Origin of the sequence: Niallia sp. XMNu-256, from assembly GCF_036670015.1 — a bacterium.
Classification (GTDB): Bacteria; Bacillota; Bacilli; order Bacillales; family Cytobacillaceae; genus Bacillus_BD.
Genome location: NZ_CP137636.1, coordinates 2,777,197 through 2,802,192, shown reverse-complemented (window position 1 = coordinate 2,802,192; position 24,996 = coordinate 2,777,197). Strand labels below are relative to the sequence as shown.

General features: G+C 35.5%; 26 protein-coding genes and 1 pseudogene. 22 read left to right on the top strand and 5 right to left on the bottom strand.

Going from position 1 to position 24,996, the window contains the following annotated elements; genetic code table 11:
- Positions 1-133 precede the first annotated feature (133 nt).
- Entirely contained in the window at positions 134-3,574 is a 3,441-nt protein-coding gene (gene pyc, locus R4Z10_RS14165) for a pyruvate carboxylase (protein WP_338469947.1), read from the top strand.
- Between the two features lie 40 nt (positions 3,575-3,614).
- Here pyc and R4Z10_RS14160 read toward each other — a convergent pair whose 3' ends face one another.
- The gene (locus R4Z10_RS14160; RefSeq protein ID WP_338469946.1) at positions 3,615-4,565 is read right to left on the bottom strand and encodes a heme A synthase; all 951 of its coding nucleotides are present in this window, start codon (positions 4,563-4,565) and stop codon (positions 3,615-3,617) included.
- Between the two features lie 456 nt (positions 4,566-5,021).
- On the opposite strand from R4Z10_RS14160, the pseudogene cyoE reads away from it, so the two are divergent.
- The 7 genes and pseudogenes from cyoE to R4Z10_RS14125 all read left to right on the top strand — a co-directional run bounded on the left by cyoE (position 5,022) and on the right by R4Z10_RS14125 (position 11,724).
- Positions 5,022-5,937, top strand: a pseudogene (gene cyoE, locus R4Z10_RS14155) (heme o synthase).
- 211 nt (positions 5,938-6,148) lie between these two features.
- Complete coding sequence (coxB, locus tag R4Z10_RS14150) at positions 6,149-7,207, top strand: cytochrome c oxidase subunit II (protein ID WP_338469945.1); 1,059 nt, start codon at positions 6,149-6,151, stop codon at positions 7,205-7,207.
- Positions 7,208-7,239: 32 nt separating this feature from the next.
- Positions 7,240-9,132 carry a cytochrome c oxidase subunit I gene (gene ctaD, locus R4Z10_RS14145; protein ID WP_338469944.1) on the top strand — a complete coding sequence of 631 codons (1,893 nt, stop codon included), beginning with the start codon at positions 7,240-7,242 and terminating at the stop codon, positions 9,130-9,132.
- Complete coding sequence (locus tag R4Z10_RS14140; RefSeq protein WP_338469943.1) at positions 9,132-9,761, top strand: cytochrome (ubi)quinol oxidase subunit III; 630 nt, start codon at positions 9,132-9,134, stop codon at positions 9,759-9,761. The genes ctaD and R4Z10_RS14140 overlap by 1 nt, the downstream gene beginning before the upstream one ends.
- 4 nt (positions 9,762-9,765) lie before the next feature.
- Entirely contained in the window at positions 9,766-10,101 is a 336-nt protein-coding gene (ctaF, locus tag R4Z10_RS14135; protein ID WP_338469942.1) for a cytochrome c oxidase subunit IVB, read from the top strand.
- A 70-nt stretch (positions 10,102-10,171) separates the two neighbouring features.
- Entirely contained in the window at positions 10,172-11,074 is a 903-nt protein-coding gene (gene ctaG, locus R4Z10_RS14130; RefSeq protein ID WP_338469941.1) for a cytochrome c oxidase assembly factor CtaG, read from the top strand.
- A 182-nt stretch (positions 11,075-11,256) separates the two neighbouring features.
- A complete protein-coding gene (locus R4Z10_RS14125; RefSeq protein WP_338469940.1) occupies positions 11,257-11,724 on the top strand; it encodes a DUF420 domain-containing protein in 468 nt (155 codons plus the stop codon).
- 98 nt (positions 11,725-11,822) lie between these two features.
- On the opposite strand, the gene R4Z10_RS14120 is transcribed toward R4Z10_RS14125, so the two are convergent.
- Complete coding sequence (locus R4Z10_RS14120) at positions 11,823-12,188, bottom strand: YugN family protein (protein ID WP_338469939.1); 366 nt, start codon at positions 12,186-12,188, stop codon at positions 11,823-11,825.
- 226 nt (positions 12,189-12,414) lie between these two features.
- On the opposite strand from R4Z10_RS14120, the gene R4Z10_RS14115 reads away from it, so the two are divergent.
- From R4Z10_RS14115 to coaD, 9 genes are all read left to right on the top strand, one after another.
- A complete protein-coding gene (locus tag R4Z10_RS14115; protein ID WP_338469938.1) occupies positions 12,415-12,843 on the top strand; it encodes a CBS domain-containing protein in 429 nt (142 codons plus the stop codon).
- A gap of 303 nt (positions 12,844-13,146) precedes the next feature.
- Positions 13,147-14,226, top strand: coding sequence for a CAP-associated domain-containing protein (locus tag R4Z10_RS14110; RefSeq protein ID WP_338469937.1), 1,080 nt, complete (start codon positions 13,147-13,149; stop codon positions 14,224-14,226).
- Positions 14,227-14,303: 77 nt separating this feature from the next.
- On the top strand, positions 14,304-14,699 hold the full coding sequence (locus R4Z10_RS14105) for a YlbD family protein (protein WP_338469936.1): 396 nt from the start codon (positions 14,304-14,306) through the stop codon (positions 14,697-14,699).
- 12 nt (positions 14,700-14,711) lie between these two features.
- Positions 14,712-14,951, top strand: coding sequence for a YlbE-like family protein (locus tag R4Z10_RS14100; RefSeq protein WP_338469935.1), 240 nt, complete (start codon positions 14,712-14,714; stop codon positions 14,949-14,951).
- A gap of 144 nt (positions 14,952-15,095) precedes the next feature.
- On the top strand, positions 15,096-15,509 hold the full coding sequence (locus tag R4Z10_RS14095; protein WP_338469934.1) for a hypothetical protein: 414 nt from the start codon (positions 15,096-15,098) through the stop codon (positions 15,507-15,509).
- A gap of 70 nt (positions 15,510-15,579) precedes the next feature.
- A complete protein-coding gene (locus R4Z10_RS14090) occupies positions 15,580-16,023 on the top strand; it encodes a YlbF family regulator (protein ID WP_338469933.1) in 444 nt (147 codons plus the stop codon).
- Between the two features lie 116 nt (positions 16,024-16,139).
- On the top strand, positions 16,140-16,415 hold the full coding sequence (locus R4Z10_RS14085; protein ID WP_338469932.1) for a YlbG family protein: 276 nt from the start codon (positions 16,140-16,142) through the stop codon (positions 16,413-16,415).
- A gap of 393 nt (positions 16,416-16,808) precedes the next feature.
- Entirely contained in the window at positions 16,809-17,363 is a 555-nt protein-coding gene (gene rsmD, locus R4Z10_RS14080; RefSeq protein ID WP_338469931.1) for a 16S rRNA (guanine(966)-N(2))-methyltransferase RsmD, read from the top strand.
- 9 nt (positions 17,364-17,372) lie between these two features.
- The gene (gene coaD / locus R4Z10_RS14075) at positions 17,373-17,858 is read left to right on the top strand and encodes a pantetheine-phosphate adenylyltransferase (RefSeq protein ID WP_338469930.1); all 486 of its coding nucleotides are present in this window, start codon (positions 17,373-17,375) and stop codon (positions 17,856-17,858) included.
- 117 nt (positions 17,859-17,975) lie between these two features.
- Here coaD and ylbJ read toward each other — a convergent pair whose 3' ends face one another.
- Positions 17,976-19,199, bottom strand: a complete 1,224-nt coding sequence (gene ylbJ, locus R4Z10_RS14070) for a sporulation integral membrane protein YlbJ (RefSeq protein WP_338469929.1) — start codon at positions 19,197-19,199, stop codon at positions 17,976-17,978.
- A 205-nt stretch (positions 19,200-19,404) separates the two neighbouring features.
- Between ylbJ and R4Z10_RS14065 the strand changes: the two genes are divergently transcribed.
- The gene (locus tag R4Z10_RS14065; RefSeq protein ID WP_338469928.1) at positions 19,405-20,187 is read left to right on the top strand and encodes a patatin-like phospholipase family protein; all 783 of its coding nucleotides are present in this window, start codon (positions 19,405-19,407) and stop codon (positions 20,185-20,187) included.
- 5 nt (positions 20,188-20,192) lie between these two features.
- Positions 20,193-21,221 carry a SepM family pheromone-processing serine protease gene (locus R4Z10_RS14060; protein ID WP_338469927.1) on the top strand — a complete coding sequence of 343 codons (1,029 nt, stop codon included), beginning with the start codon at positions 20,193-20,195 and terminating at the stop codon, positions 21,219-21,221.
- Positions 21,222-21,249: 28 nt separating this feature from the next.
- Here the strand turns inward: R4Z10_RS14060 and R4Z10_RS14055 are convergent, their stop codons facing one another.
- On the bottom strand, positions 21,250-22,464 hold the full coding sequence (locus tag R4Z10_RS14055) for a nucleotidyltransferase (RefSeq protein ID WP_338469926.1): 1,215 nt from the start codon (positions 22,462-22,464) through the stop codon (positions 21,250-21,252).
- A gap of 238 nt (positions 22,465-22,702) precedes the next feature.
- Between R4Z10_RS14055 and R4Z10_RS14050 the strand changes: the two genes are divergently transcribed.
- The 3 genes from R4Z10_RS14050 (at position 22,703) to R4Z10_RS14040 (ending at position 24,295) form a co-directional block, all read left to right on the top strand.
- Entirely contained in the window at positions 22,703-23,227 is a 525-nt protein-coding gene (locus R4Z10_RS14050; protein WP_338469925.1) for a DUF177 domain-containing protein, read from the top strand.
- Between the two features lie 75 nt (positions 23,228-23,302).
- The gene (gene rpmF, locus R4Z10_RS14045) at positions 23,303-23,476 is read left to right on the top strand and encodes a 50S ribosomal protein L32 (RefSeq protein ID WP_338469924.1); all 174 of its coding nucleotides are present in this window, start codon (positions 23,303-23,305) and stop codon (positions 23,474-23,476) included.
- Between the two features lie 180 nt (positions 23,477-23,656).
- Entirely contained in the window at positions 23,657-24,295 is a 639-nt protein-coding gene (locus R4Z10_RS14040; protein WP_338469923.1) for an RsfA family transcriptional regulator, read from the top strand.
- Between the two features lie 55 nt (positions 24,296-24,350).
- Here the strand turns inward: R4Z10_RS14040 and R4Z10_RS14035 are convergent, their stop codons facing one another.
- Positions 24,351-24,842 (bottom strand): N-acetyltransferase, encoded by a 492-nt coding sequence (locus R4Z10_RS14035; protein WP_338469922.1) that lies wholly within the window; start codon positions 24,840-24,842, stop codon positions 24,351-24,353.
- Positions 24,843-24,996: the final 154 nt, after the last annotated feature.

Genomic DNA, 24,996 nt, shown 5'->3' with positions numbered 1-24,996 from the left:
TTTTAATATAGGTTTCATTAATACATGATATTCATCACAAGGTTAACAATATAGAGTGAATGATTTAGTGTTTTATTATGTGTGAGGTTAATGAAGCCAAGCCAAAATATATAGTAAAGATGGGGTGTTATATGTGACCAGACGCATTAACAAAGTGTTAGTTGCAAATCGGGGTGAAATTGCAATAAGAGTTTTCAGGGCTTGTACCGAATTAAATATTCGCACTGTTGCAATTTATTCAAAAGAGGATTCAAGCTCTTTGCATCGTTATAAAGCAGATGAGGCTTACCTTGTTGGGGAAGGTAAAAAACCGATTGATGCCTATCTAGATATTGAAGGGATCATTGAAATTGCTAAAAACAGCGATGTAGACGCGATTCATCCAGGATATGGATTTTTATCAGAAAATATTCACTTTGCTAGAAGATGTGAAGAAGAAGGAATTGTTTTTATTGGTCCGAAATCCGGGCATCTTGATATGTTTGGTGATAAGGTAAAAGCAAGAGAACAAGCGATAAAGGCGAATATTCCTGTTATACCTGGAAGTGATGGACCTGTTCAAAGCTTAGAAGAAGTTAAAAGTTTTGGTGAAAAATATGGGTATCCAATTATCATTAAGGCTTCACTAGGCGGCGGTGGCCGTGGAATGAGAATAGTTAATGAGGTTAGTGAAGTATCAGAAGCATACGATCGGGCAAAATCAGAGGCTAAAGCAGCATTTGGTAGTGACGAGGTATATGTAGAGAAATATATTAATAAACCAAAGCATATTGAAGTACAGATTTTTGGAGATTCTCACGGAAATATTGTTCATCTATATGAGAGGGATTGTTCAATTCAACGACGTCATCAAAAAGTGGTTGAAATTGCTCCAAGCGTTTCGTTACCGCTTCAATTAAGAATGGACATTTGTGAGGCAGCAGTTAGTTTAATGAAAAATGTGAACTATTTGAATGCCGGAACAGTCGAGTTTTTAGTTGCTGATGGTGAGTTCTACTTCATTGAAGTAAATCCTCGAGTTCAAGTAGAACATACAATCACAGAGATGATCACAGGAATTGATATCGTTCAAACACAAATCCTTATAGCCGAGGGTTATGAGCTATTTGGCAGTGAAATTGATATCCCACGTCAAGAAGACATTCGGACAAGTGGTTTTGCGATCCAATCTCGTGTAACAACAGAGGATCCACTAAATAATTTTATGCCGGACACTGGAAGAATAAATGCTTACCGATCTGGTGGAGGATTCGGAGTACGTTTAGACGCAGGAAATGCTTTCCAAGGATCTGTTATTACATCTTTCTATGATTCATTACTTGTGAAGGTCACAACACATGCGCATACATTTGAACAAGCTGCATCAAAAATGATCCGAAATTTACAAGAATTCCGTATTAGAGGGATTAAAACGAATATTCCATTCTTAATTAATGTGGTTGGACATGAAAAGTTCCGCACAGGGGAATATGACACATCATTTATTGATGAAACACCAGAATTGTTCCTTTTCCCACAACGGAAAGACCGTGGAACAAAACTGCTTAATTATATTGGAAATGTAACAATCAATGGTTTCCCTGGAATTGAAAAAAGAAAAAGACCTGTTTTCGATATACCAAGAGTTCCAAAAGTTCCTTCTAATGTTGAATTGAAAAATGGAACGAAACAAATTTTAGATCAACAAGGTGCAGATGGACTTGTTCAATGGGTTAAAAACCAGAATCAAGTATTACTTACGGATACAACTTTCCGTGATGCACATCAATCGTTACTGGCAACAAGGGTAAGAACAAATGACTTTGCTCAAATTGCTGAACCGACAGCAAAACTTCTTCCAGATCTATTCTCCTTAGAGATGTGGGGAGGAGCTACATTTGATGTTGCTTATCGTTTCTTGAAAGAGGATCCATGGGATCGTTTAATTACATTAAGAGAAAAAATTCCAAATGTAATGTTCCAAATGTTATTAAGGTCAGCTAATGCGGTCGGATATAAAAACTATCCAGATAATGTTATCCGAGAATTTGTTGAGAAATCAGCTCATGCAGGAATTGATGTGTTCCGTATTTTTGACAGTTTAAACTGGGTTAAAGGCATGGAGGTAGCGATAGATGCTGTAAGACAAACAGGGAAAATCGCTGAGGCAGCTGTATGTTACACTGGTGATATACTAGATCCGTCTAGACCAAAGTATGATATTAATTATTATAAAAACATTGCAAAGGAATTAGAGGCACAAGGTGCACACATTCTTGCGATTAAAGATATGGCTGGTTTATTGAAACCAGAGTCAGCTTATCGATTAATTTCTGAGCTAAAAGAAACAATTGATATTCCAATCCACCTTCATACACATGATACAAGTGGAAATGGAATTTATACGTATGCGAAAGCAATTGAAGCTGGTGTAGATATTGTTGACGTTGCGGTAAGTTCAATGGCAGGTCATACATCGCAACCAAGTGCGAACACATTATTTTATGCGCTTCAAGGTTCTGAGCGTCAGCCTTCTGTTCATATTCAAGATCTTGATCGTCTATCTCATTATTGGGAAGATGTTCGCAAATATTATCAAGACTTCGAATCAGGTATGAATGCTCCAATGCCAGAAGTATATCAACATGAAATGCCAGGTGGACAATACAGCAACTTACAACAACAAGCAAAAGCTGTTGGCCTAGGGGATGAATGGGACAAAGTAAAAGAAATGTATTCAAGAGTGAACAGATTGTTTGGAGACATTGTTAAAGTAACTCCATCTTCTAAAGTTGTTGGGGATATGGCATTATTTATGGTTCAAAATAACTTAACAGAAGATGATGTATTAACAAAAGGTGAAACAATTGATTTCCCAGATTCTGTTATTGAATTACTTATGGGATACCTTGGACAGCCACAAGGTGGTTGGCCGCAAGACTTACAGAAGGTAGTCTTAAAAGGCAAGGAACCGATTACTGTTCGACCTGGAGAGTTACTCGAAGCTGTAGATTTTGATGAGTTAAAGGCAGAATTGCATCAAGAATTAGGCAGACAAGTGACTGATTTTGATGCCTTAGCCTATGCATTATATCCAAAAGTGTTTTTGGAATATAATAATACGGTCCAACAATTCGGAGATGTTTCTGTATTAGATACTCCAACATTCTTCTACGGGCTTCGTTTAGGGGAAGAAATTGAAGTAGAGATTGAAACAGGTAAAACGTTAATTGTTAAACTGATATCTGTTGGAGAACCACGAACAGACGGGAACAGAATTCTTTACTTTGAATTAAATGGTCAACCTCGTGAAGTCCTTATTAAGGATGAGAGCGTTAAAGCGACTGTTCAAACAAAGGTTAAAGGGGATCCAAAGAATCCTAACCACATCTCTGCAACAATGCTAGGTACAGTTGTTAAGGTGCTTGTTGAAAAAGGGGAAAAGGTTGAAAAAGGAGATCACTTAATGATTACAGAAGCCATGAAAATGGAAACCACTGTACAAGCTCCGTTCTCTGGTGTAGTTAAGGATGTTTTTGCTCAAAGCGGTGAAGCGATCCAAACAGGAGACCTTCTCATCGAACTAAATAAATAAGAAAAATAGAGATACAGTGTTTGCTGTATCTCTATTTTTCTTACAGTGTAGATGATAACGGATTTGAAGGTTTCTTTTTGTTCGAATGAATTGAACTTCGGTAACAAAATAACAGGAAATAACTTAACAGTCCAAATAAACAGGATATAAAGAAAGCATGGAATAAGGCGACAAATAAGTTTCCTCTCAAATAGATGATGAAGGCACCTGCAATTACTTGTAAAAATACTAAAATAAAAGCTATGATCCAGCCCCAGTACATCACTTTTTGGTGACGATAATTTTTAATCGCTAAAAAGGTAATATAGCCAATCCATATAAAGATCAACCCGGCTGCAGCCCGATGTCCCATTTGAATCCATTCATACATATTGGTGGGCAGTGTAATTTGATCATTTGAACAAAGTGGCCAGTCTTTACAAACGAGACTTGCATTCACATGTCGAACTAGTGCCCCGGTATATACAACGATAAAGCTATATATGGTAACACCGATGATATGTTTCTGCATTCGTTTATCAAGGATTAGTTTTTCGGCCTCAAACTTTTTGTCTACTTCAAAGATAAGGAACGTTAGTAGTAAAACGGTGGAAAAGGAAATTAGGGAAATGCCAAAATGGACGGCTAAAACAAAATCTGATTGCCCCCATACAACCGCTGCAGCTCCAATTAAACCTTGGAGGACGAGAAAAAAGATTGAATTAACTGCTAAAAACTTTGTTTCGCGAATATGACCAATTGATTTCCACGCTGCTATCGATAAAATAATGACCATAATACCTACTGATCCTGAAACAACGCGATGAGCAAGTTCAATGACTAATTCAGAGGATATTTCATCAGGAATCAATTGTCCATTACATAACGGCCAGGACTGTCCGCATCCCATACCAGAATCTGTTTTTGTTACTAATGCTCCGCCTAATAAAATGAATAGCATACCAATTGTTGTTAATACCGAAAACCATTTGAGTGCACGCAAAAGATTCACCTACTTAAATGAAGTTCTTATTTATTGCTATCGTAATACATTAATTAACAGTATAAACTAATTATACAAAATAATATTATAATTCGATTATACTAAGTTTTCTACATTTAGTTGTTTTTACAATCATTTATTTATAGGAAACTAATTATTTACTATTAAGACAGTTAAAAAGGTTGAAACTTAAATCAGAGTTTGTTAGAAATATAGTAAGGGATAATAATTAAATATTTTGCAAAGTTTGATAATTTTCTATATTATGGCACTAAAGCAACAGGAATGAAAGCAAAATAACTTCTCAGACACATATTTTTCTCGAGAGATTCAAAAAAAGTTCACAAAAACCGTTAAAAATGTGATTTAATATACTGAGGGAATACATAATATTTAATTTTTTTAAAGTTCCGACACTTTATATTAATAGATTAGAAGCTAAAGTCTGAGTAAGGGGGAAATGATATGTCTAGCCCAAGGTCTATTTCTAATAATTTAAAAGCCAATGTCCCTGAAACAACGGCGTGGAAAGATTTTCTAGCATTAATTAAAATAGGAATTGTTAATTCAAACTTAATTACAACTTTTACCGGAATATGGCTTGCTATTTATTTTTCAAATAAGGGATTCTTTGCCTCCTTAGATACGGTTTTTTATACTTTGATTGGTTCTGCTTTGATTATGGCTGGTTCTTGCAGCTTAAATAATTATATTGATCGTGATATTGATTATTTAATGGAAAGAACAAAGACAAGACCTACTGTAACAGGCAAAATTAGCCCTTCTAAGGTAGCGCTGATTGGAATTATATTTGTCAGTATTGGTTTATTCTTTTTGGCTTTAACAACTTTAACCGCTTTTATTATCGGAATCATTGGGGTACTTTCGTATGTCGTAGTATACTCCATGTGGTCAAAAAGGCAGCATGTTTCAAATACAGTCATTGGCAGTCTCTCTGGTGCTGTTCCTCCATTGATTGGTTGGGCAGCAGTTGACCCAACGCTTGATATTATCGCGTGGATGTTATTCTTAATTATGTTTGCTTGGCAACCTCCACATTTTTATGCATTGGCAATGAGAAGAGTTGAGGAATATCGGACAGCTGGAATTCCAATGTTACCGGTTGTAAAAGGATTTGCAACAACAAAAAGACATATCTTCTTATGGGTCATTGCACTTGTTACCATTTCCGTTTTTTATGTCACAATTAGGAATTCCGTTTGTTGTATTAGCAACAATTCTTAATATTGGCTGGATTGTTGCAGGAATATATGGAAATAAGTTTAAAGATGACTTGAAATGGGCGAGATTGATGTTCATTTATTCCCTACAATATTTAACGATTTTGTTTGTCGCCATGGTCATATTTACACTTATTTGATCATCAATAGATAAAAGACATAGCGTACAAGTTGATTAAATAGGGTTTGCAACTTAAGTTTTATACATAATATGAAGTTTCTTTGGATGCCCTTCTCTACACATAGTAGAAAGCTCTTTCTCCAACATAAAAATGGAGAAAGGGTTTAACTATATTTTTTTGCCTTATTAAATATTTAAAATCTTTAGAGAAAGAGGGGAATGAATAAAATATGAAGAAACGTTTAAAGTGGCATCTTTATCCACTGTTAGTGGCACTAGCGTTTGTTCTATCCGGTTGTGGTGAACCTCATATTTCTGCATTACAGCCAGCCGGTGAAGTGGCAAAAAAACAATTAGATTTAATGCTGTTAAGTACGGCAATCATGGTTGGAGTTATTATAGTAGTTGTCATCATATTCATGTATGTTCTATTTAAGTTTAGAAGGAAAGATGACAAAATACCAAAGCAAGTAGAAGGGAGTCATAAGCTAGAAATTATTTGGACTTCAATACCAATTCTTTTATTAGTGATTCTTGCCGTTCCAACTGTTGCGGCGACATTTAACTTAGCTGATACAGCTGAAATGGATAAAGAGGATTCAGATGCGTTAGTTGTCAATGTACGAGCTAATTTATATTGGTGGGAGTTTGAGTACCCGAATCAAGAAATCGTTACTAGTCAGGATCTAGTCGTTCCCACCGATGAAAAGGTTTACTTTAATTTAATAGCATCTGATGTCAAACACTCCTTTTGGATTCCTTCTGTTGGCGGTAAAATGGATACCAATACCGACAATATTAATAAGTTCTGGTTGACATTTGATAGTCAGAAGGCACAGGAAGCTGGAAATATCTTTTATGGTAAATGTGCTGAACTTTGTGGACCGTCACATGCATTAATGGACTTTAAAGTTAAAGCAGTTTCAAGAGCTGAATTTGATGGGTGGGTTGCTGATATGCAGGCTGTGACAGAACCTGAAGAGGCAACAACACCATTAGCTCTTCAAGGTCAAGAAATTTATAATAATAGTTGTATCGGATGTCATGCGGTAACACCGTCAAATGCAACACCAGAAGCAGCTAGAATGGCACCAAATTTGAGTAACTTTGGAGAGCGTGAAACCATTGCCGGATTTTTAGAGCATGATGAGGAAAATCTGAAAAAATGGCTCCGTGACCCAGAGGCGATTAAACCAGGTAATAAAATGACTGGCACGTATGGAAACTTAACAGAAGAGGAATTAGATGCTTTAACAGAGTATTTAATGGGATTAAAGGTTCAAGAATAATTGGACGATTGTGTAAAGGGGAGGTAGTTACGTTGAGTACCTATGCGGAGAAAAGGGGAGTAGGAGCATTTTTATGGGACTACTTAACAACAGTCGACCATAAAAAAATTGCTCACCTTTATTTTGTTGCAGGTGCACTGTTCTTTGTTCTTGGTGGAATTGAAGCGATGATTATTCGTATTCAACTTCTAAAACCAGACAGCAATTTTGTCAGTGCAGGATTTTTCAATGAATTGTTAACGATGCATGGAACAACGATGATCTTTTTAGCAGCAACACCACTATTATTTGCGTTTATGAATGCTATAATGCCTTTGCAAATTGGGGCAAGGGATGTTGCTTTTCCATTTTTAAATGCACTTGGTTTTTGGTTATTCCTGTTTGGCGGGATTTTTCTAAATCTATCTTGGTTTTTAGGTGGAGCTCCTGATGCAGGTTGGACTTCATATGCATCATTGTCTCTTGAATCTCCAGGGCACGGGATTGACTTTTATACATTAGGATTGCAAATCGCTGGATTTGGTACCTTAATATCCGGAATTAATTTTCTCGTAACAATTATTAATATGAGGGCCCCAGGTATGACCTTCATGAGGATGCCGTTGTTTACCTGGACAACATTTGTTTCATCTACTCTGATTTTATTTGCTTTTACGCCTCTGGCGATAGGTCTATTTTTATTAACATTCGATCGCTTATTTGGGGCTAACTTTTTCAATGTGGCTGGTGGCGGGAATACGATTATTTATGAACATATTTTCTGGATTTTCGGTCACCCTGAAGTATATATTTTAATTTTACCAGCGTTTGGAACTTTCTCTGAAATTTTTTCAACCTTCTCAAGAAAAAGACTATTCGGTTATTCTTCGATGGTTTTTGCAACCATGTTAATCGGATTCTTTGGATTTATGGTTTGGGCTCACCATATGTATACAACAGGCTTAGGTCCTGTCGCGAATGCAATCTTTGCAGTTGCAACCATGGCAATTGCGGTTCCGACTGGAATTAAAATTTTTAACTGGTTGTTTACTATGTGGGGTGGGAGCATTAAATTTACAACACCAATGTTATGGGCAGTAGCGTTTATCCCTTCCTTTGTCATGGGAGGAGTTACAGGGGTTATGCAAGCAGTCGCTCCAGCAGACTACCAATACCATGATAGTTATTTTATCGTTGCTCATTTCCACTATGTTATTGTTGGTGGAGTTGTCTTTTCGTTAATAGCCGCAACTCATTTCTATTGGCCTAAAATGTTTGGAACCATGTTAAGTGAAAAATTAGGGAAAGTAACCTTTTGGTTCTTTTTAATCGGCTTCCATTTAACCTTCTTTATTCAACACTTCTTAGGGTTATGGGGAATGCCAAGACGAGTGTTTACCTACCTTCCAAATCAAGGGTGGGAGACAGGGAACTTCATTAGTACTATAGGTGCTTTTTTCATGGCTATAGGAGTAATTGTGTTAATAATCAATGTGATTATTACTTCTGTAAAAAATGAGAGAGTCGGAAATGACCCTTGGGAAGATGGTCGTACACTGGAGTGGGCGATACCTTCGCCACCACCATATTATAATTTTAAACAAACGCCACTTGTACGCGGTTTAGATGCTTATTGGATTGAAAAGATGGATGGAAAGAAAAGCTTAACTCCTGCAGAACCACTTGGAGATATTCATATGCCGAATTCATCTTTTACGCCGTTCATTATCTCACTAGGATTATTTATAGCTGCATTTGGAGCGATGTATCAGATTGACTTGGGCACTGGGGATGTGTGGGCTAATAAATGGGCTGTTGTTGTATTTATATTAGGTTTAGTCATTACCTTTGGAGCGATGATCTTCCGGTCGGTTAAGGATGATCATGGATATCATATTCATAAGGAAGATTTAATGGAAGATGATGATAAAGGGGTGAAGGCATAATGGAAATACAAGAGAGATTTACTGTAGAAACATGGCCTGAGTCACCTGAAAGACAAACATTAGAAGCAAAAAATAAATTTCTTGGTTTTTGGCTATTTTTAGGTGGAGAAACAGCTCTATTTGCCACTTTATTTGCTACCTATCTTGCTTTAAAAGACAAAGTACCGAGTGCTGATCATGCACTCGCCAAAGATTTATACGAAATGCCACTAGTTTTAGCAACAACAATGATACTTTTAACGAGTTCACTAACTAGTGTATATGCGATGTATCATATGAAAAACTATAACTTTAAGAAGATGATGATTTGGTTAGGTGTGACAGTTCTTTTAGGTGGATCGTTTTTGGCACTTGAAATTTATGAATTTAATCACTATATTCATGAATATGGACATACATTCACAAGCAGTGCTTTTGGTTCCGCCTTTTATACATTGACTGGATTTCACGGTGTACACGTGGCATTTGGGCTGGGGTGGATTATTACCTTAATGGTTCGCAATGCAAAACGCGGTTTAAATTTATACAATGCTCCAAAGTTTTATGTAGCAAGTCTCTATTGGCACTTTATTGATGTTGTCTGGGTGTTTATTTTTACAGTCGTATATTTAATGGGAATGGTGGGATGATCTGATGAATAATCATAAATCAAACTCAGTTAATTCCAGTAAGAGCGTCAACTATCGACTCAAGAAAAGTGCAGAGGAAATGAAGCACCAAGTGATCACCTTTGCATTGATGATTTTCCTTACATTAGTTGCATTTGTAGCTGTTGCTTATGATGGTTTCAGCAGTTGGTTTACAATCCCGTTTATTCTGTTACTAGCGTTTATTCAGGTAGCCTATCAATTATATTACTTTATGCATATGAGTCATAAAGGGCATGGGATGGTTGCAACATTTATGTATGGTGGCATTTTTGTAGCTTTTTTAACTGTTTTAGCTTTTTTAACAATTATTTGGTGGTAATAAAGTAAAAAAAGGAAATCAGTTTGCACTGATTTCCTTTTGTCAATGTAGAGAAAATGAGGTGAATAAGATGTCACTTGAAATATTTGGATTTAGAGCTTTATGGAGTCCTTACTTATTGATAACAATCGGATTATTAACCGTGAGCTATTTTCTGATAACTATAAAATACAGGCATATTTTTAAGGATAGTAACCCACTAACGAAGTCGCAAATTAGTTTATTTATATTATCAATGTGTTTGTTTTATTTTGTCAAAGGGGGACCTCTTGATTTAATGGGGCATTTAATGTTTTACGCCCATATGGTTCAAATGTCCATTTTATTATTTATTATCCCTCCGATTATGATACTTGCCATTCCAGAATGGATCTGGAAAACACTGTGGTCAAAATTATTGTTTAAAAAGATATTTGGTCTTTTAACAAAACCTCTTTTTGCAATCGTACTTTTTACGGCAACACTTTCTATCTACCATATTCCTATTGTTTTTGATGTAATAAAAACCAATGTGCTTCTTCATGAAATTTATACAGGCATGCTCATGCTTTTTGCATTTGTCATGTGGTGGCCTATCGTCAATAAAGTTGAAATTTATCGGAGTCTCACCGGTTTAAAAAAGGTTGCCTATATTTTTGCAAATAGTGCTCTTATTTTGCCTGCATGTGCGTTAATAATATTTAATGATAGTCCGATGTACGCCACGTATTCAAATCCGGATTTATGGGCAAAGTCTCTAGCTTTATGCGTACCAGCTTCTTTGTTGGCATCATTAGATTTAAGTGGTCCAGAGATGTTTACATCCCTGTCCTTAATCCATGATCAACAACTTGGTGGGGTTTTGATGAAGATTATTCAAGAAATTGTATACGGTTATGTATTATCCCGTGTATTTTTAGAATGGTATAAGAACGATCAAAAAGAATCTGAAGAACAAAGAGCTGCTATGTACAATCCACAAGCAGTTGAATAGTAGGAAGAAAAAATCGCTCTATATAGAGTGGTTTTTTATATTATAAATATTGTCAACTAATTTAATCACAATCAATTTAATTAAATCAGAACAAATTGTGAACAAAGTTAGAATATTATTGATAAATAATACATAGTAAACTAAAATAATAATAGAATAATAGGAACTGAGAGGATGCAACAATGGAAAATACATTGCCTGTATTACCAACGATTAGTACCACGTTTATTGTTTTAAGTGCAATTATGGTAGCAATTGGATGGTATTTAATTAAAAAGAGGAAGATAGAAGCCCATAAAAAAGCGATGTTCTTTGCGGCTCTTTTTGCTATCATATTTTTTATCATTTATGCAAGTAGAACCATTTTTATAGGAAACACTTCTTTTGGCGGTCCAGACGACATGAAGATATATTATACGATTTTCTTAATCTTTCATATCACATTAGCAACCATAGGTGCAGTGTTGGGGATTATTACATTGATTACAGGTTGGAAAAACAACCTTGTCAAACATCGAAAGTTGGGACCAGTTACAAGCATTATTTGGTTTTTCACCGCCATCACTGGAGTATTAGTCTTCTTATTGTTATATGTGCTTTATCCAGGTGGGGAAACGACATCTGTAATTAAAGCGATTCTAGGGTTTTAATCGATATATAAAAGTGGTGGAATATTACGTAAGATGAATTTAGACCATGATTATATAAAATAAGAAAAGGCCAGTTTAACCTGTGCCTTTTCTTATTTTTATTTTGTGGGTAGGAATTCATCAAGTTGCGACTTCACATTTTTTAAAATTTTTTCACATTGTTTTACTAAGTCGTCGGGAAAAACCTCATCTTGTCCATATTCAACACCATGCGGATAATAATGTTTTCCGAGTAACGGTGTTAATAGTTGAATTGTCGCTTTATTAGCCCCAACATCTCCTTCTGTAGCAACCCCGAAAATTCTTAAGTAATAAACACCTTCATTTATTTCGAACTTTCGATCATAAGTAACTCTTTCGTAATCCCAATGTTCTCCTCTTTCTAATCCATATTCTTTCATTGTGTCATCTAATAAATTCAAATCTGTTTTAACAGTGTCAATTCCTGTATGATCCAACTTCATTTTAATACCTCCATATAACAGTAATCGTCGGTTGTTAATTTTCGGAACATTCAACCTAATTAATATTAATAATAGTAGAAAAAGTAAAAAGTTTCAATCTATTGTAACGGAAAATGTAATTTTTGTATAAATCCTTCTGTTTTGGTAAATCTTATTCATTAGTGGCTACTACCACTTTTATTGTAATGATAATGAAATACGAATCGATATACAGGAGGCGCTTAAAGTGAAACTTGTCCGTGAAATGATGACTAAAGATGTTGAAAGTTGTTCTTTACTTGACAATATGTTTGAAGTAGCAGTAAAAATGAAAGAGTTAAATGTCGGGGCAATTCCGATCGTCGATGAAGATAAACTTGTTGGAATGATCACGGATCGGGATATTGCGGTAAGAGGGGTAGCTGAAAAGAATCCTGGCTCAACAAAAGTAGAAAAAATTATGAGTGACAAATTAATTACAGCAAAAGCTGATATGACAACAAAAGAAGCATTACAATTAATGGCAGAACATCAAATTCGACGTTTACCTGTTGTCGATGGAGAAAAACTAATCGGAATGGTTAGTCTTGGAGACTTTGCTATTGAAGAACGGACGGATGAACAAGCAGGAAGAGCACTTTCTGACATTTCAGAAAGAGAAAATTTTATACAATAAAGATAAGGCGCTTATAGTGCCTTTTTTCTTTTATCTTAATTAGAATAAATTAAAATTATTCTATATAAAAGTAATGTTATAATATAATAAATAAAGTGAAACTTTTATCAAGATTGATGGCAAGTTGAGGCCAGGAGGTTTCACAGCCGTTGCTGAAGGCGTATTTAATCTGTGTTCATTATTTCGGAACTTTAAGGGCAGTTGGTCTCCGACTCATCTTTTTTTAATTCATGTAAAATTACGAAGGGTGGGTCTTATTGTCGGTTAAGCCTGATAAAAATAATTGGGTAAACTTATGTTTTTGTGAGAGGAGGTAAACCTCTGAGAACTCTTATACGTATTTTAGCAATTATTTTAATTTTATTTATCATAGGTATGGTCTATAGTATATTTGAAAAAGAACAAAGCGATAGTGGACAAAATGGTATAGACTTGGAAAATAAAACACTCAATACACCGTCAGAACAAGAAATGAGTGAACGAATCAAGATTGAGGGGCTCTTTAAATTAATCGGAGAAGATTCATCCAAGGTTAAAGATCAGTTTGGAGATCCGAATCGGATTGACCCATCTTCATTTGGTTATCATTGGTGGATTTATAATGATAATAATAAAAAATATGTACAAATTGGAATAGAGAATGATAAAGTGGTTACCTTTTTTGTTATGGGTGAGAGGTTAAATATAAAGCCTTTTAAGATTGGACAATCAGTAGCGGATATTTATTCCAGTTACTTTATTCCATCTGATATTCAGCTTAAATATGAAGGACAAGAGTATCTCTTTGAGCTCTCAGAAGAGGATGTTAATATACGACCAATCATTAAGTTAGAACATTTTTATGTGCAATTATACATTGATAAATTTACAGGTACTCTTTCTAGCATTCGTGCTATGGATGCGCCAACATTAATCAAACTTAAACCATTTGATTATCGCGAAGAATATATCGAGACTCCTATGGAAAAGTATGAGCTGGATCGTGCCTTAGGTAAGGCGCTCCAAAAACAAATATTTGATTTAACAAATGTATTAAGGGATCGATATCGAATGAGATCATTAAAATGGGATGAGCGTCTTTCTAAAAGCGCGTTTGAAAGAAGTGTTGAACTACATAAAGAGGATCAACAATCTATAGATAAGGAATACCAACATGAACAAATAAGTCCAATGAAAGATCAACAAATGTTTATCTATTTTTTAGATGGCGAAAATGTTGCAATTCCTGAACTAGATGCACCTGCGATTGTTGAAAGTTGGTTTAACAGCGCAGTTCATAGACAGAATATATTAAGTGAAAATTTCCGCGAAACCGGTATTGGTATTTATAGCGAATATTTAGTTCAAAAGTTTTCTCCTAATGATTTAGAGGAAGTGCAATAGTTATTATAGTCATTCACCAATTTTCTTTTATGTCATATCGTAATATAGGCAACAGTTGAAGGTTCGGGGTGATCGATATGACAAATCAAAAGCTTCATCCATCGGTAGAAGAATTTAAAAAGTTTGTTACAGCCCATCCCAAAATACTAGATGAAGTAAAAAACGGTAATGCAACCTTACAAGAGTTATATGAGGATTGGTATTTATTAGGTGAAGAGGATGTGAGATGGGAAAACTTGCTGTCCGAGAATTTAGCAACTGATACTGAAAATGTAAAAGTGGATTGGGTTAATAACATTTTGGGATCCATGAAAAAGATGGACCCCGGGCAAATACAACATTATGTGGGTCATTTAAGTCAAGCTCTTCATACGATTCAAGGAGTACTAGCCCAATTTCAAACAGGAAAACCAACAACCTCAGGCAAACCGCAAGAAAAACCTAACCATCCCTTTTTCTTTAGAAAGGATTAGGGGGATTAGTAAATGAGGAAAGATGTTTACCTTTACTTACAAAAAAACAAAGAATTAATGGACTTTCTACATGAACAACCAATTTGGTACCGAAAACTAGGGAGAGACCCTAGTCAGTTACGGAATTTGGAAATTGCGGCTCTTCATTATTATCAAAAAACGATTCCACATCAAGTTGAAAAATTCTCTCAAGGAGTTCAAATGGCTTCAATGATGGTTAGTATGTTTAAAGTCATGAACGAACAGTCTTGAAAAAGCTTTCTCTATACATAGAGAAGGCTTTTTCTTATTTGTTTACACATGCATGAAAAATGTACTCTTATGTAAACAATAAGAGCAAGTCACGAATGACAACAAATCAAAACACTTTTGTGGAAAGTGTAAGGAGCGGTTACGATGAAAAAGAAATTGATTCCGATCTTTTTTCCCCTTTTATTTATAATGGGTGCCTGTCAAAGTGATAAGCCGGAACCACCTCAAACGAATCAAAACTTTTCTTTATATGGAGAAATACAAGCAGCCGCTTCAAGTTTTGAAGAACAGGATAACAAAGAGAATTCTTTTTTTGTGAAACATCATATTAAAGATAAAGATCTTTTCATCGAGTGTATCGTAGAGGGAACTTCTTTTCGGGAAAAAGAAGCTAAAATTATCGTTTATATCGATGGGATAAAAAGAGAAGAGGTTAATCAGGCAGCCTTTATTATAAAAGGATTAAAGCCTGGGAACCATCATATTAAGTTAGTTTTACAAACCGAACTATCAGTGAAAGCTACCGTTTCTAAGGAATTTAATGTAAAAATCAAATAGAGCTATATATTTATCTGCAAATTTTTCATTTAATCCATTTCATGTTAAAATATGATGTGGAGGTGAGCGAATGCTTGCTACAATTGAAAGAGTGTTGATTTTGGATAAGGCAGAAGAAATTTCAAACATGATTTTGCAATCGGAAATTGCAGAGAAATATTTCCGGTGTATATATAAAATAAAGACTAATCGAGAAACACAGGATAAGATTCGTAATTTTGTCAAAGTTAAAGAGCAATACGAAGACGTTCAGCGGTTTGGAAAGTATCATCCAGATTATAGTGCTATCATGAAAAAAGTCCGTGATATAAAACGAGAGATGGACTTAGATGAAAACATCGCACAATTTAGAAGGATAGAAACCGAAATACAAAGTTTACTCGATGAAATTAGTGTGATCGTTGGTCATTCTGTGTCTCAACAAATAAAAGTTCCTACTGGCAATCCATTTTTTGAAAGCACAAGTTGTGGCGGAGGTTGTGGCTCAGGTGGTGGCTGTGGCTGTTCTGCGTGAAACTGGAAGGGATTTCTTCATTTGAAGAAATCCCTAAGTTTGTTTTGCTTGGTATATTGAACAGGTTTCCTACTTTATGGTAAACTGAAAAAAGAATAAATTAGAGGGGAAATGTAATGTTAAGTCAACGACAAGGATTAATTGTTTGGTTGAATTCAGTTAAACAAGCTAAAATGTTAAGAAGATTTGGAAATGTCCATTATGTTTCAAAAAGGTTAAAGTATGCGGTCCTTTATTGTAATCAAGTTGACATTGAGGAATTGACAGCAAAGTTAAATACATTCTCATTCGTAAAAAAAGTAGAGCCTTCTTACAAACCTTTTCTTAAAATCGAATATGAAAATTCTAAGCCAGATAAAGCAAAAGAATATGACTATAAGATGGGGATTTAAAGGACGAAACAAAAAGGAAGCCGTAGGTATAGAGTCATCATCTAACACGATTCATATGTATGTACGATGGTTTTCTTGTAGTGGCGTCTTTTTTTGCGAATAAAAAAAGCCCTGCAACTGAATGCAGGGTCCTTCTATATCCTTATTGAGGATTGAAGGTAAAGGGAGAGGAGAAACCGGAGGAAGAACTTATGGGGAAACGTAAGTCTTCTCCGCGGTTGGCAACAACATCCTCGAATGATGTTGTTAATATTATTATGACCGGATACAGAATCTCTTATACATATAAAATCATTTTTCCTAACTTATTTTCTTATCTACATTGGATAATGGTAACTAATGTGATAGGATTAATAATAAAAAATAGGACAATGAATGGTAGTGGTGATATAGATGAGAGTTGTTTCAGGAATTCTTAAAGGCAAGGGATTAAAAGCCGTTCCAGGAAGTTCAACTAGACCGACGACAGATAAGGTAAAGGAAGCCATGTTTAACATGATAGGCCCTTATTTTGATGGAGGATACGGATTGGATTTGTTTGCCGGAAGCGGAGGTCTTGGAATTGAAGCGTTAAGCAGAGGTTTGGATCATGTCATTTTTGTTGATCGAGATGCAAAGGCTATCGGAACCTTACGTGAGAATATACATAGTTGTGGACTAGATGATAAGGTTGAAATTTATCGAAATGATGCACTGAGAGCTATTAAGGTTATCGAAAAAAGACAGATTAGTCTAAATTATATATTTTTGGATCCTCCATACAAACAACAGCAGTTAGCAAAATTATTAGATTTCATACATGAACATCAATTGCTAGACTCAACTGGAACGATTGTATGTGAGCACTCGTCTGATATTGAATTACCCCAAGTAGTTGGAAGCTTGGTTAAAAGAAAAAGTGAAAATTATGGAATAATCGCTTTAAGTCTATACACAGGAGAGGAGTAGAAATATATTATGGATAGAGTTGCCATCTGCCCTGGAAGTTTTGATCCGATTACAAATGGACATATGGATATTATTTCAAGGGGTTCTAAAATTTTTGATAAACTATATGTCGTTGTTTTAAAAAACGCATCCAAGAACCCTTTATTTACAGTCGAAGAAAGAATCGAATTAATTAAAGGTGCAACGGAAAAATACCCTAATGTCCACGTGGAATCGTACAGCGGTTTGCTAGTGGATTATGCTCGAAAAGTTGGAGCAACCGTCAATTTAAGGGGTTTAAGAGCGGTTTCGGATTTTGAATATGAGATGCAAATCACTTCAATGAACCGTTTATTAAATCAAGAGTTAGAAACCTTTTTTATTATGACACGGAATCAATATTCATTTTTAAGTTCAAGCATTGTTAAAGAAGTGGCTAAATATGGGGCTGATATTTCAGAGCTTGTGCCAGCAGTGGTTGAAAAAGCATTGTTGGAAAAGTTTAGGGAGAAATAATCGTACATGATTAAAAAAGGAAAAATTTATATATATGGTGTCTAGAATCCTAAAAAATAAGAGTAGTAGTCAGAGACTTCATCTTAAGGGATCCTGGACACCATTTTTTAGAATATATTAACTTTTCTTACTGTAAGCCATCTTTTTAGCATATAGAAGCACATACAGAGCTAACATTGAAATGGTAAAGATCCCTCCAAACTCAACAAGTCGATTTGTCATGTTCGTGAAGAACGGTCCTTCGATCAATAGATTTACAGGAATAGAGTTGGAAGGCTGCTCACCTTTGATTAACTGTTCATATAGCGGATTCCATAATAGGAAAGTATAAATCGCTGCAAAAAGACCCTGCATGATTCTAGCAATAAAAAATGGCTTAAATCCTATATCTGTTTGTGCTAATATACTGGCTACTTGTGCATGTATACTTAAACCACCGAAACCAAGTAGAAGACTGACAATAATGGCTTGCTGCATGAGCGTTGATTCTTGTACTCCGCTTACTAGCTGGCTTCCGATTGTCATTTCAAATAAACCTGAAAACAAAGGAATACTTAACTCGATTGGAAATTGAAAAAGGCTCAAGATAACTTCTAATCCTATTGCTAAAAATGAAGAGATATGTAGATGATATAATAATTTGTTAATTACTGAGAATAGAATAATAAAGCCACCAATCATTAACAATGTTTGAATCGAAGACATTACCGCATCACCTAATAACTTTCCGATTGGGCGTTTATCTTTAATTCGTGCTTGATGAAGTGCGGACAATGCGTTTTTAATAGATTGGCGCTTTTGATCAGAATCGGTTTTTTTGGTACTGTTATCTCCATAAAATCTCATGATGATTCCAACTGTAATATTTCCCAGATAATGAGCGACAGCAAGGACGATGCCAAGTGTTGCGTTACCAAAAAAACCAACCGAGACCGCGCCAAAAATAAACAATGGATTTGAAGAATTCGTGAATGCCACTAATCGTTCTGCTTCAATCTTACTAACTTGTCCCTCTTGTCTAAGCCTTGAAGTAATTTTGGCTCCAGCAGGATTGCCAGAAGCCATTCCCATTGCCCACGCAAAACCACCTACACCAGGGACACGGAATAGAGGCCTCATGAAGGGTTCTAATAGCATTCCGATAAATTTCACAACCCCAAAACCAATCAGCAATTCGGATACAATGAAGAAAGGTAATAAGGATGGGAAAACAATTTCAAGCCATGTATCCAAACCTCGAATGGAAGCAGATACTGATTCTTGAGGAAAGGCAATAATGGATAAGGCTAATAACGTTGAGGTTACTGCTAATACAATGGTTTTTAATTTTGAATGAAACACGTATGATCCTCCCTCAAGCTGTAGAATGGTTAATTATTGAAGGTACTCTTCAGTCTTGTCCTGTTCTAATCCTTGTTTGAATAAGGAAGAAACCCTACTAACATCAATATACTCATAGAATGGGAAAATAGACCATAAGATTGTATAGAGAATTAGAGCGAATTGGCTTTATCCAGCTATCTAATAAGATGGGAGAGTGGAGGATTTGGATCGGCCTAAAATTGGTTTGGCGCTTGGGTCTGGGGGAGCACGCGGTTTTGCTCATTTGGGCATAATAAAAGTGTTGGTTGAAAATAAGATACCAATTGATTATATTGCAGGGAGCAGCATGGGGTCACTAGTTGCTTGTTTCTATGCTAGTGGATTAGATCTAAATCGTCTTTATAAATTGGCTACTTCCTTTAAACGAAAGTATTACTTGGACCTTACTGTACCTAGAATGGGGTTTGTTGCTGGCAAGAGAATTAAAGATTTAATTCGTTTATTTACAAAAGGAAAACAACTTGAGGAATTGAATATCCCTGTTGCGGTTGTTGCGACAGATTTAATGAAAGGCGAGAAAATTGTATTTACAGAAGGCCCGATTGCTGAAGCGGTCCGTTCGAGCATATCGATCCCAGGGATTTTTGTTCCTGAGAAAAAAGACGGCCGTTTGCTAGTAGATGGAGGGGTAATTGATCGTGTCCCGGTATCTGTTGTAAAAGAAATGGGAGCGGATCTTGTCATAGCTGTTGATGTTTCACGGGTGAAAAGGGATGCCGAAATCTCAAACATTTATGATGTTATTATGCAAAGTTTAGATATTATGCAAATGGAGTTAGTAGAAAATCGGCAATTCGCATCAGATGTTATGATTCGCCCGCAAGTAGAAAAGTACAGTGCTAGGGCTTTTACCAACATAGAGGAAATTATTATAATGGGAGAAGAAGAAGCTCGCAAACATATTGAACAAATTAAAAAAATCATCCATGAATGGGAAGGGGCTTAGTACCAATGAAACGCAAAAAAAGAATCAGGATTCTTATCTTGGTTGTAATAATTCTCGTAGCTCCTTGCTTTTATTTTATGCCTTTTTATATTTCTAAACCCGGAATGGCCAAGGAATTAGAGCCAATTATTGAAGTCGAAGATGGTTATACTGAGGAAGGTAGTTTTATGTTAACAACGGTAAGGATGGGAAGAGCTAATATTTATTCTTATCTAATAGCTAAATTTAGTCCATATCAAGAGATCTATCCAATCGATCAGATTAGATCTGAGGATGAAACCGAAGAAGAATATATGGTTCGTCAACTTCATTTAATGGACTCATCTAAAATAAATGCGATTGAAGTTGCTTATAGGAAAGCAGGTCTCCCAGTGAATTATGAATATAAGGGCGTTTACGTACTTCATGTGGTCCCTGGTATGCCTGCAGAGAAAAAGTTAGAGCCAGCTGATCGGATCTTTGAAGTTGATGGCAATGATTTTCATACATCTTCCGAGTTCATGGACTATATTAGTCAAAAATCTACAGGTGAGGAACTTGTCCTAACTTTTGAAAGAAAATCAAAAGTCTATCAGACAAGCCTGAAGCTTGATCAATTTAATGATGGAGAAAATAAAGGAAAAGTAGGAATAGGAATTGGTCTTGTTGATGATAAGGAATTAATTGTTGAGCCCCATGTGACGGTTAATAGTAAGGAAATTGGCGGTCCATCCGCAGGGTTTATGTTTTCCCTAGAAATCTACAATCAGTTAATGAAAGAAGACCTAACTAAGGGGTATAACATAGCTGGAACGGGTACGATTTCATCTAATGGGGAAGTAGGTGAAATAGGTGGAATACACCAAAAAGTCATTGCCGCTGATAAAGCTGGAGCGGAGATTTTTCTTGCACCAAACCAAAATGGCGCTAAAGATTCTAATTATCGTGTTGCCTTAAAAACAGCTAAAGATATTAAAACAGACATGAAAATTATCCCTGTTGACAATTTTGATGGAGCAGTGTCATATTTGGAGAATCTTAAGCCGAAAAAATAAAAATTACGAGCAACGATAATCGTTGCTCCTATTTTAAATAAATCGGTTTTTGATAATATTCTTGTTGGAGAGCAAATTGTCTACTGTTAGTTGGTAACCCTATAGTGTAAAGTTCGGCTGCTCTAGAATCGATGTCTATTTGTGGACTATTAAAGGATGCTCTCTTTGTAACGATTGTAAGTGGGCATGTTTTTTTTAATCTATTTAGATAAAGACGTCCCTTTTCTGTCATTCCTAACAGGCGAAGATATGTAACACGTTCTTTTAACATTTTCATTTCATCTTTTGTAGTGCCTGTAAGAATATGGGTTAAGACCCTTTGAAGGCGAGTCCATGTATAACGTTTCGTTTTAAGTGCTCCCATCAAATGAGTAAAAGATTGTGATGTTTTTATGTTTGAAAGGATACGGTTTTCCATCCCTTCTTCGATTTCATAAATAGCCTTTAATTGGTTGGCGTTCGTTCGGAGTAAGATGAATTGTAAGTAATCCCAATACATATCCCAGCTATGAAAAGCTCCAAATTGCTCCCTATATTGTAATAATAAGTCGTATGTCTGATTAGGAATATAAGGTTGGACGGCAGAAAGGTCTTCAGGCAAGGTAAATAGTGCTTTACGTATACTTGTCGCACTGGCAATCGAAGGGGAGGCAAAAAACTCATCATGATACCCAGCATCTTTTCTTGTAATTGTAGTCATTTTTATCGGTAATTGCTTTTCAATTGCCGCCCTAACATATTGAAAACCAAGTATATTGTTCGGCTTGGAGAGGTCAAGAAGATTCGAGGCTGGTCCTAATTCTTGATAGGCAAGGGACATGGCCTTCGGGTAACTATTTCCGAGCTTAATAAATGTCTGTACGGATTCATTATATTTATGTTTGTTATTTTTTAGAAAATTGTAGGTCTGATAAAAAGCTTCAATATTCCCGGATTCACTGCCAAAACAAATATAATCACACTCAGCTGCACTTAATAAGGATAAGGCCCCATTTGCAAATGTATCCGCTTTTTGAACAGCAAAAGTATAAGGTAATTCAAAAACTAGATCAATCCCACCGCGTAGGGCCATTTCAGTCCTTGTCCATTTTGAGATAAGGGCCGGCTCTCCCCTTTGTAAAAAGTTCCCACTCATTGCGGCGATCGCAATCTCTGCACCTGTAATCTCTTTTGCTTTATTGACATGATAGGCATGTCCATGATGGAACGGATTATATTCAACAATTAGGCCAACTGCTTTCATTAAAAATACCCCTTTATCAATTAAATCGTTTTTGTATATAAAATATTTTAACTAAAATATTGTTTGTGAACAATATAATAGGTTAGAATACTATATGTGCTGTTATAACTATAGCCAACTTTCCTAATTTTTATTGACTTAAAATGCAACAGGGGATTCTAAAATAGTGTAAAGAAAAAATATTGACAATTATTTCTTTGAAAGCTATAATTACTTTTGTTGCCTTGAGGTGATACAGATGAAGTGGACAATAAATCAGTTACAAAAACATCGAAGCAAGGAATTGAAAATTGACGAGTATGTAAATGCTGAAGAAATTATGAAGATTGATCAAAGCATTCGGGGAGTTCCACCAATACATGTAACCGGAATGGCAGATATCGGCTCTTCAAAGATTACTTTTCATTTAAATATTAAAGGTCAGCTTATCCTTCCTTGTTCACGTACGTTAGTTGATGTTGACTATCCTATAAATGTTGACACAATCGAAACATTCCTATTGAATGGCCCTAACTATGAAACCGATGAAGAGGTACATAGAGTAAAAGGGGATGTGATTGATTTAAACCCAATTATTTATGAAATCCTACTACTTGAGGTTCCGATGCAAGTGATTGCAGAGAATAGCACAGAAGAAGGTGCTCCTCAATCGGGAAAAGATTGGGAAGTCATTCATAAAAAGGATAAGAAAGACAAAGTAGATCCGCGTCTTGCAGGTCTTGCTAAGTTTTTTGAACAAAATGATCAATCTTCAGATTCTTAATGGGGAGATTGATAACGCGGTTGAAGATTATTTTAATCTTCAAACTTCTTAATACTCTTTAAGGAGGTGGGAATAATGGCTGTACCTTTTAGAAGAACTTCGAAAACGGCAAAAAGAAAGCGTCGTACGCATTTTAAATTACAGGTGCCTGGTATGACTGAGTGCCCAAACTGCGGTGAAATGAAACTTGCTCACCGTGTATGTAAAGCATGTGGAACATACAAAGGTAAAGAAGTAATTAATAACTAATGGATAGAAGAAACAGCACAGGAGCTGAAAGTTCCTGTGCTGTTTCTTTTTTAGTTCATGTTATTTCTATCGATCTCGAAATAAGTTACTTGGAATAATGTTCTATTTCATTTATTAATACATTCTATCTTTTCTAGTAGATGCATATGTATGAATAAAAAACACTAGGAGGGATTTTGAATGTCATCCACACGTCAAGATGCTTGGACTCAAGATGAAGATTTGCTTCTAGCAGAGGTTGTACTCCGCTATATTCGTGAAGGTGGGACCCAGCTGCAAGCTTTTGAAGAAGTAGGAAAGAAACTTTCAAGAACCGCAGCTGCGTGCGGGTTTCGATGGAATTCAACGATCCGAAAACAATACAAAACAGGAATTGAATTAGCAAAAAAGCAAAGAAAAGAAGGCAAAAAAAGCTCAAATTTAGAGCAGCTAAATGAGGATATCTTACAGGATACTTCTAGTTATACTGAGGATTTAGAAGAAATCATAACTCCTCCATTACAAAAAGAACTGAATTTTGCTGATATACTAGTCTATTTAAATAAAATGCATGAACGAATTCTTGACCTGCAAGAATATGAAGAAAACATAGTAGCGTATAAAGAAAAGGTTAAAGTACTAGAGGAAAGGGTAAGTGAAATCTCTGCTGAAAATATGAGGCTACAAAAAGAATTTTATACAATGGAAAATGATTATAAAGCCTTAGTCGAGATTATGGAAAGAGCAAGAAAAATGGTTGTCTTAAAGGATGAAGAGTTCGCACAAAAGGTGAGATTTCAAATGGACAAAAATGGAAATTTAGAAAAAATCGATAAATAAAAATAAGCAGGCGAAGGTCTGCTTATTTTTATTATTTAATAATGAGCTAATTTTATTATTTTGCTTCGGTTACATGATCTGGAGCCCAGATCAGTGGATTCTCCCCTAAATCCCTTTCCATATCATAATTAACTGAGTTAAACCCCATCTTTTCCCAAAAGCTTCGTGATTTAACTCGAGGGTTTGTTTTAATTGGCATCCCAAGGTTTTTGGCGAAATTTACAAGTGCTGTCCCATACCCCCTACCTTGATAGTCGGGCAATACTCCTAGCTTCCATATTTCTATATAATCAACGGGTGGATCGAAATAACGGTTATATTTTCCGCTCACCTGATAAACGCTCATTCGTGCAACAAGTTTATCACCAAAGTAAATACCATAAAATGGAGATTCGCTGTCATTTTCAATAATATTGGCTTGAAGGTCTTCACTCATCGATAATTCTTGAATCCCGTATTCTTTAAAACTTTTAAAATCTTCAAGTGTTTTAAAGTTAACCTTTAATTTAACAATATTCTTGCTTAGATCCATATCCGTTTTGACCATATTATTTCCCCCTTTTTGTGGCAAAAGTGCATGACAACTCCATGATACGAATACGTATTATAGTAAACCAAAAATTTAAACTAGTCTTAATCTTAATAACTATTTGTATATGATTATATAACATTTTCATTATAAATACCTTCTTTTCGATTAG

Coding starts and splice junctions, on each gene's coding strand:
- R4Z10_RS14055 (WP_338469926.1), bottom strand. CDS start 22,464: ATGAAAGCAGTTGGCCTAATTGTTGAATATAATCCGTTCCATCATGGA.
- R4Z10_RS14090 (WP_338469933.1), top strand. CDS start 15,580: ATGCTTGCTACAATTGAAAGAGTGTTGATTTTGGATAAGGCAGAAGAA.
- R4Z10_RS14140 (WP_338469943.1), top strand. CDS start 9,132: ATGGAAATACAAGAGAGATTTACTGTAGAAACATGGCCTGAGTCACCT.
- R4Z10_RS14050 (WP_338469925.1), top strand. CDS start 22,703: ATGAAGTGGACAATAAATCAGTTACAAAAACATCGAAGCAAGGAATTG.
- R4Z10_RS14120 (WP_338469939.1), bottom strand. CDS start 12,188: ATGAAGTTGGATCATACAGGAATTGACACTGTTAAAACAGATTTGAAT.
- rsmD (WP_338469931.1), top strand. CDS start 16,809: ATGAGAGTTGTTTCAGGAATTCTTAAAGGCAAGGGATTAAAAGCCGTT.
- rpmF (WP_338469924.1), top strand. CDS start 23,303: ATGGCTGTACCTTTTAGAAGAACTTCGAAAACGGCAAAAAGAAAGCGT.
- R4Z10_RS14105 (WP_338469936.1), top strand. CDS start 14,304: ATGACAAATCAAAAGCTTCATCCATCGGTAGAAGAATTTAAAAAGTTT.
- R4Z10_RS14085 (WP_338469932.1), top strand. CDS start 16,140: ATGTTAAGTCAACGACAAGGATTAATTGTTTGGTTGAATTCAGTTAAA.
- coxB (WP_338469945.1), top strand. CDS start 6,149: ATGAAGAAACGTTTAAAGTGGCATCTTTATCCACTGTTAGTGGCACTA.
- R4Z10_RS14100 (WP_338469935.1), top strand. CDS start 14,712: ATGAGGAAAGATGTTTACCTTTACTTACAAAAAAACAAAGAATTAATG.
- R4Z10_RS14035 (WP_338469922.1), bottom strand. CDS start 24,842: ATGGTCAAAACGGATATGGATCTAAGCAAGAATATTGTTAAATTAAAG.
- R4Z10_RS14095 (WP_338469934.1), top strand. CDS start 15,096: ATGAAAAAGAAATTGATTCCGATCTTTTTTCCCCTTTTATTTATAATG.
- ctaF (WP_338469942.1), top strand. CDS start 9,766: ATGAATAATCATAAATCAAACTCAGTTAATTCCAGTAAGAGCGTCAAC.
- R4Z10_RS14040 (WP_338469923.1), top strand. CDS start 23,657: ATGTCATCCACACGTCAAGATGCTTGGACTCAAGATGAAGATTTGCTT.
- R4Z10_RS14125 (WP_338469940.1), top strand. CDS start 11,257: ATGGAAAATACATTGCCTGTATTACCAACGATTAGTACCACGTTTATT.
- ctaG (WP_338469941.1), top strand. CDS start 10,172: ATGTCACTTGAAATATTTGGATTTAGAGCTTTATGGAGTCCTTACTTA.
- R4Z10_RS14060 (WP_338469927.1), top strand. CDS start 20,193: ATGAAACGCAAAAAAAGAATCAGGATTCTTATCTTGGTTGTAATAATT.
- coaD (WP_338469930.1), top strand. CDS start 17,373: ATGGATAGAGTTGCCATCTGCCCTGGAAGTTTTGATCCGATTACAAAT.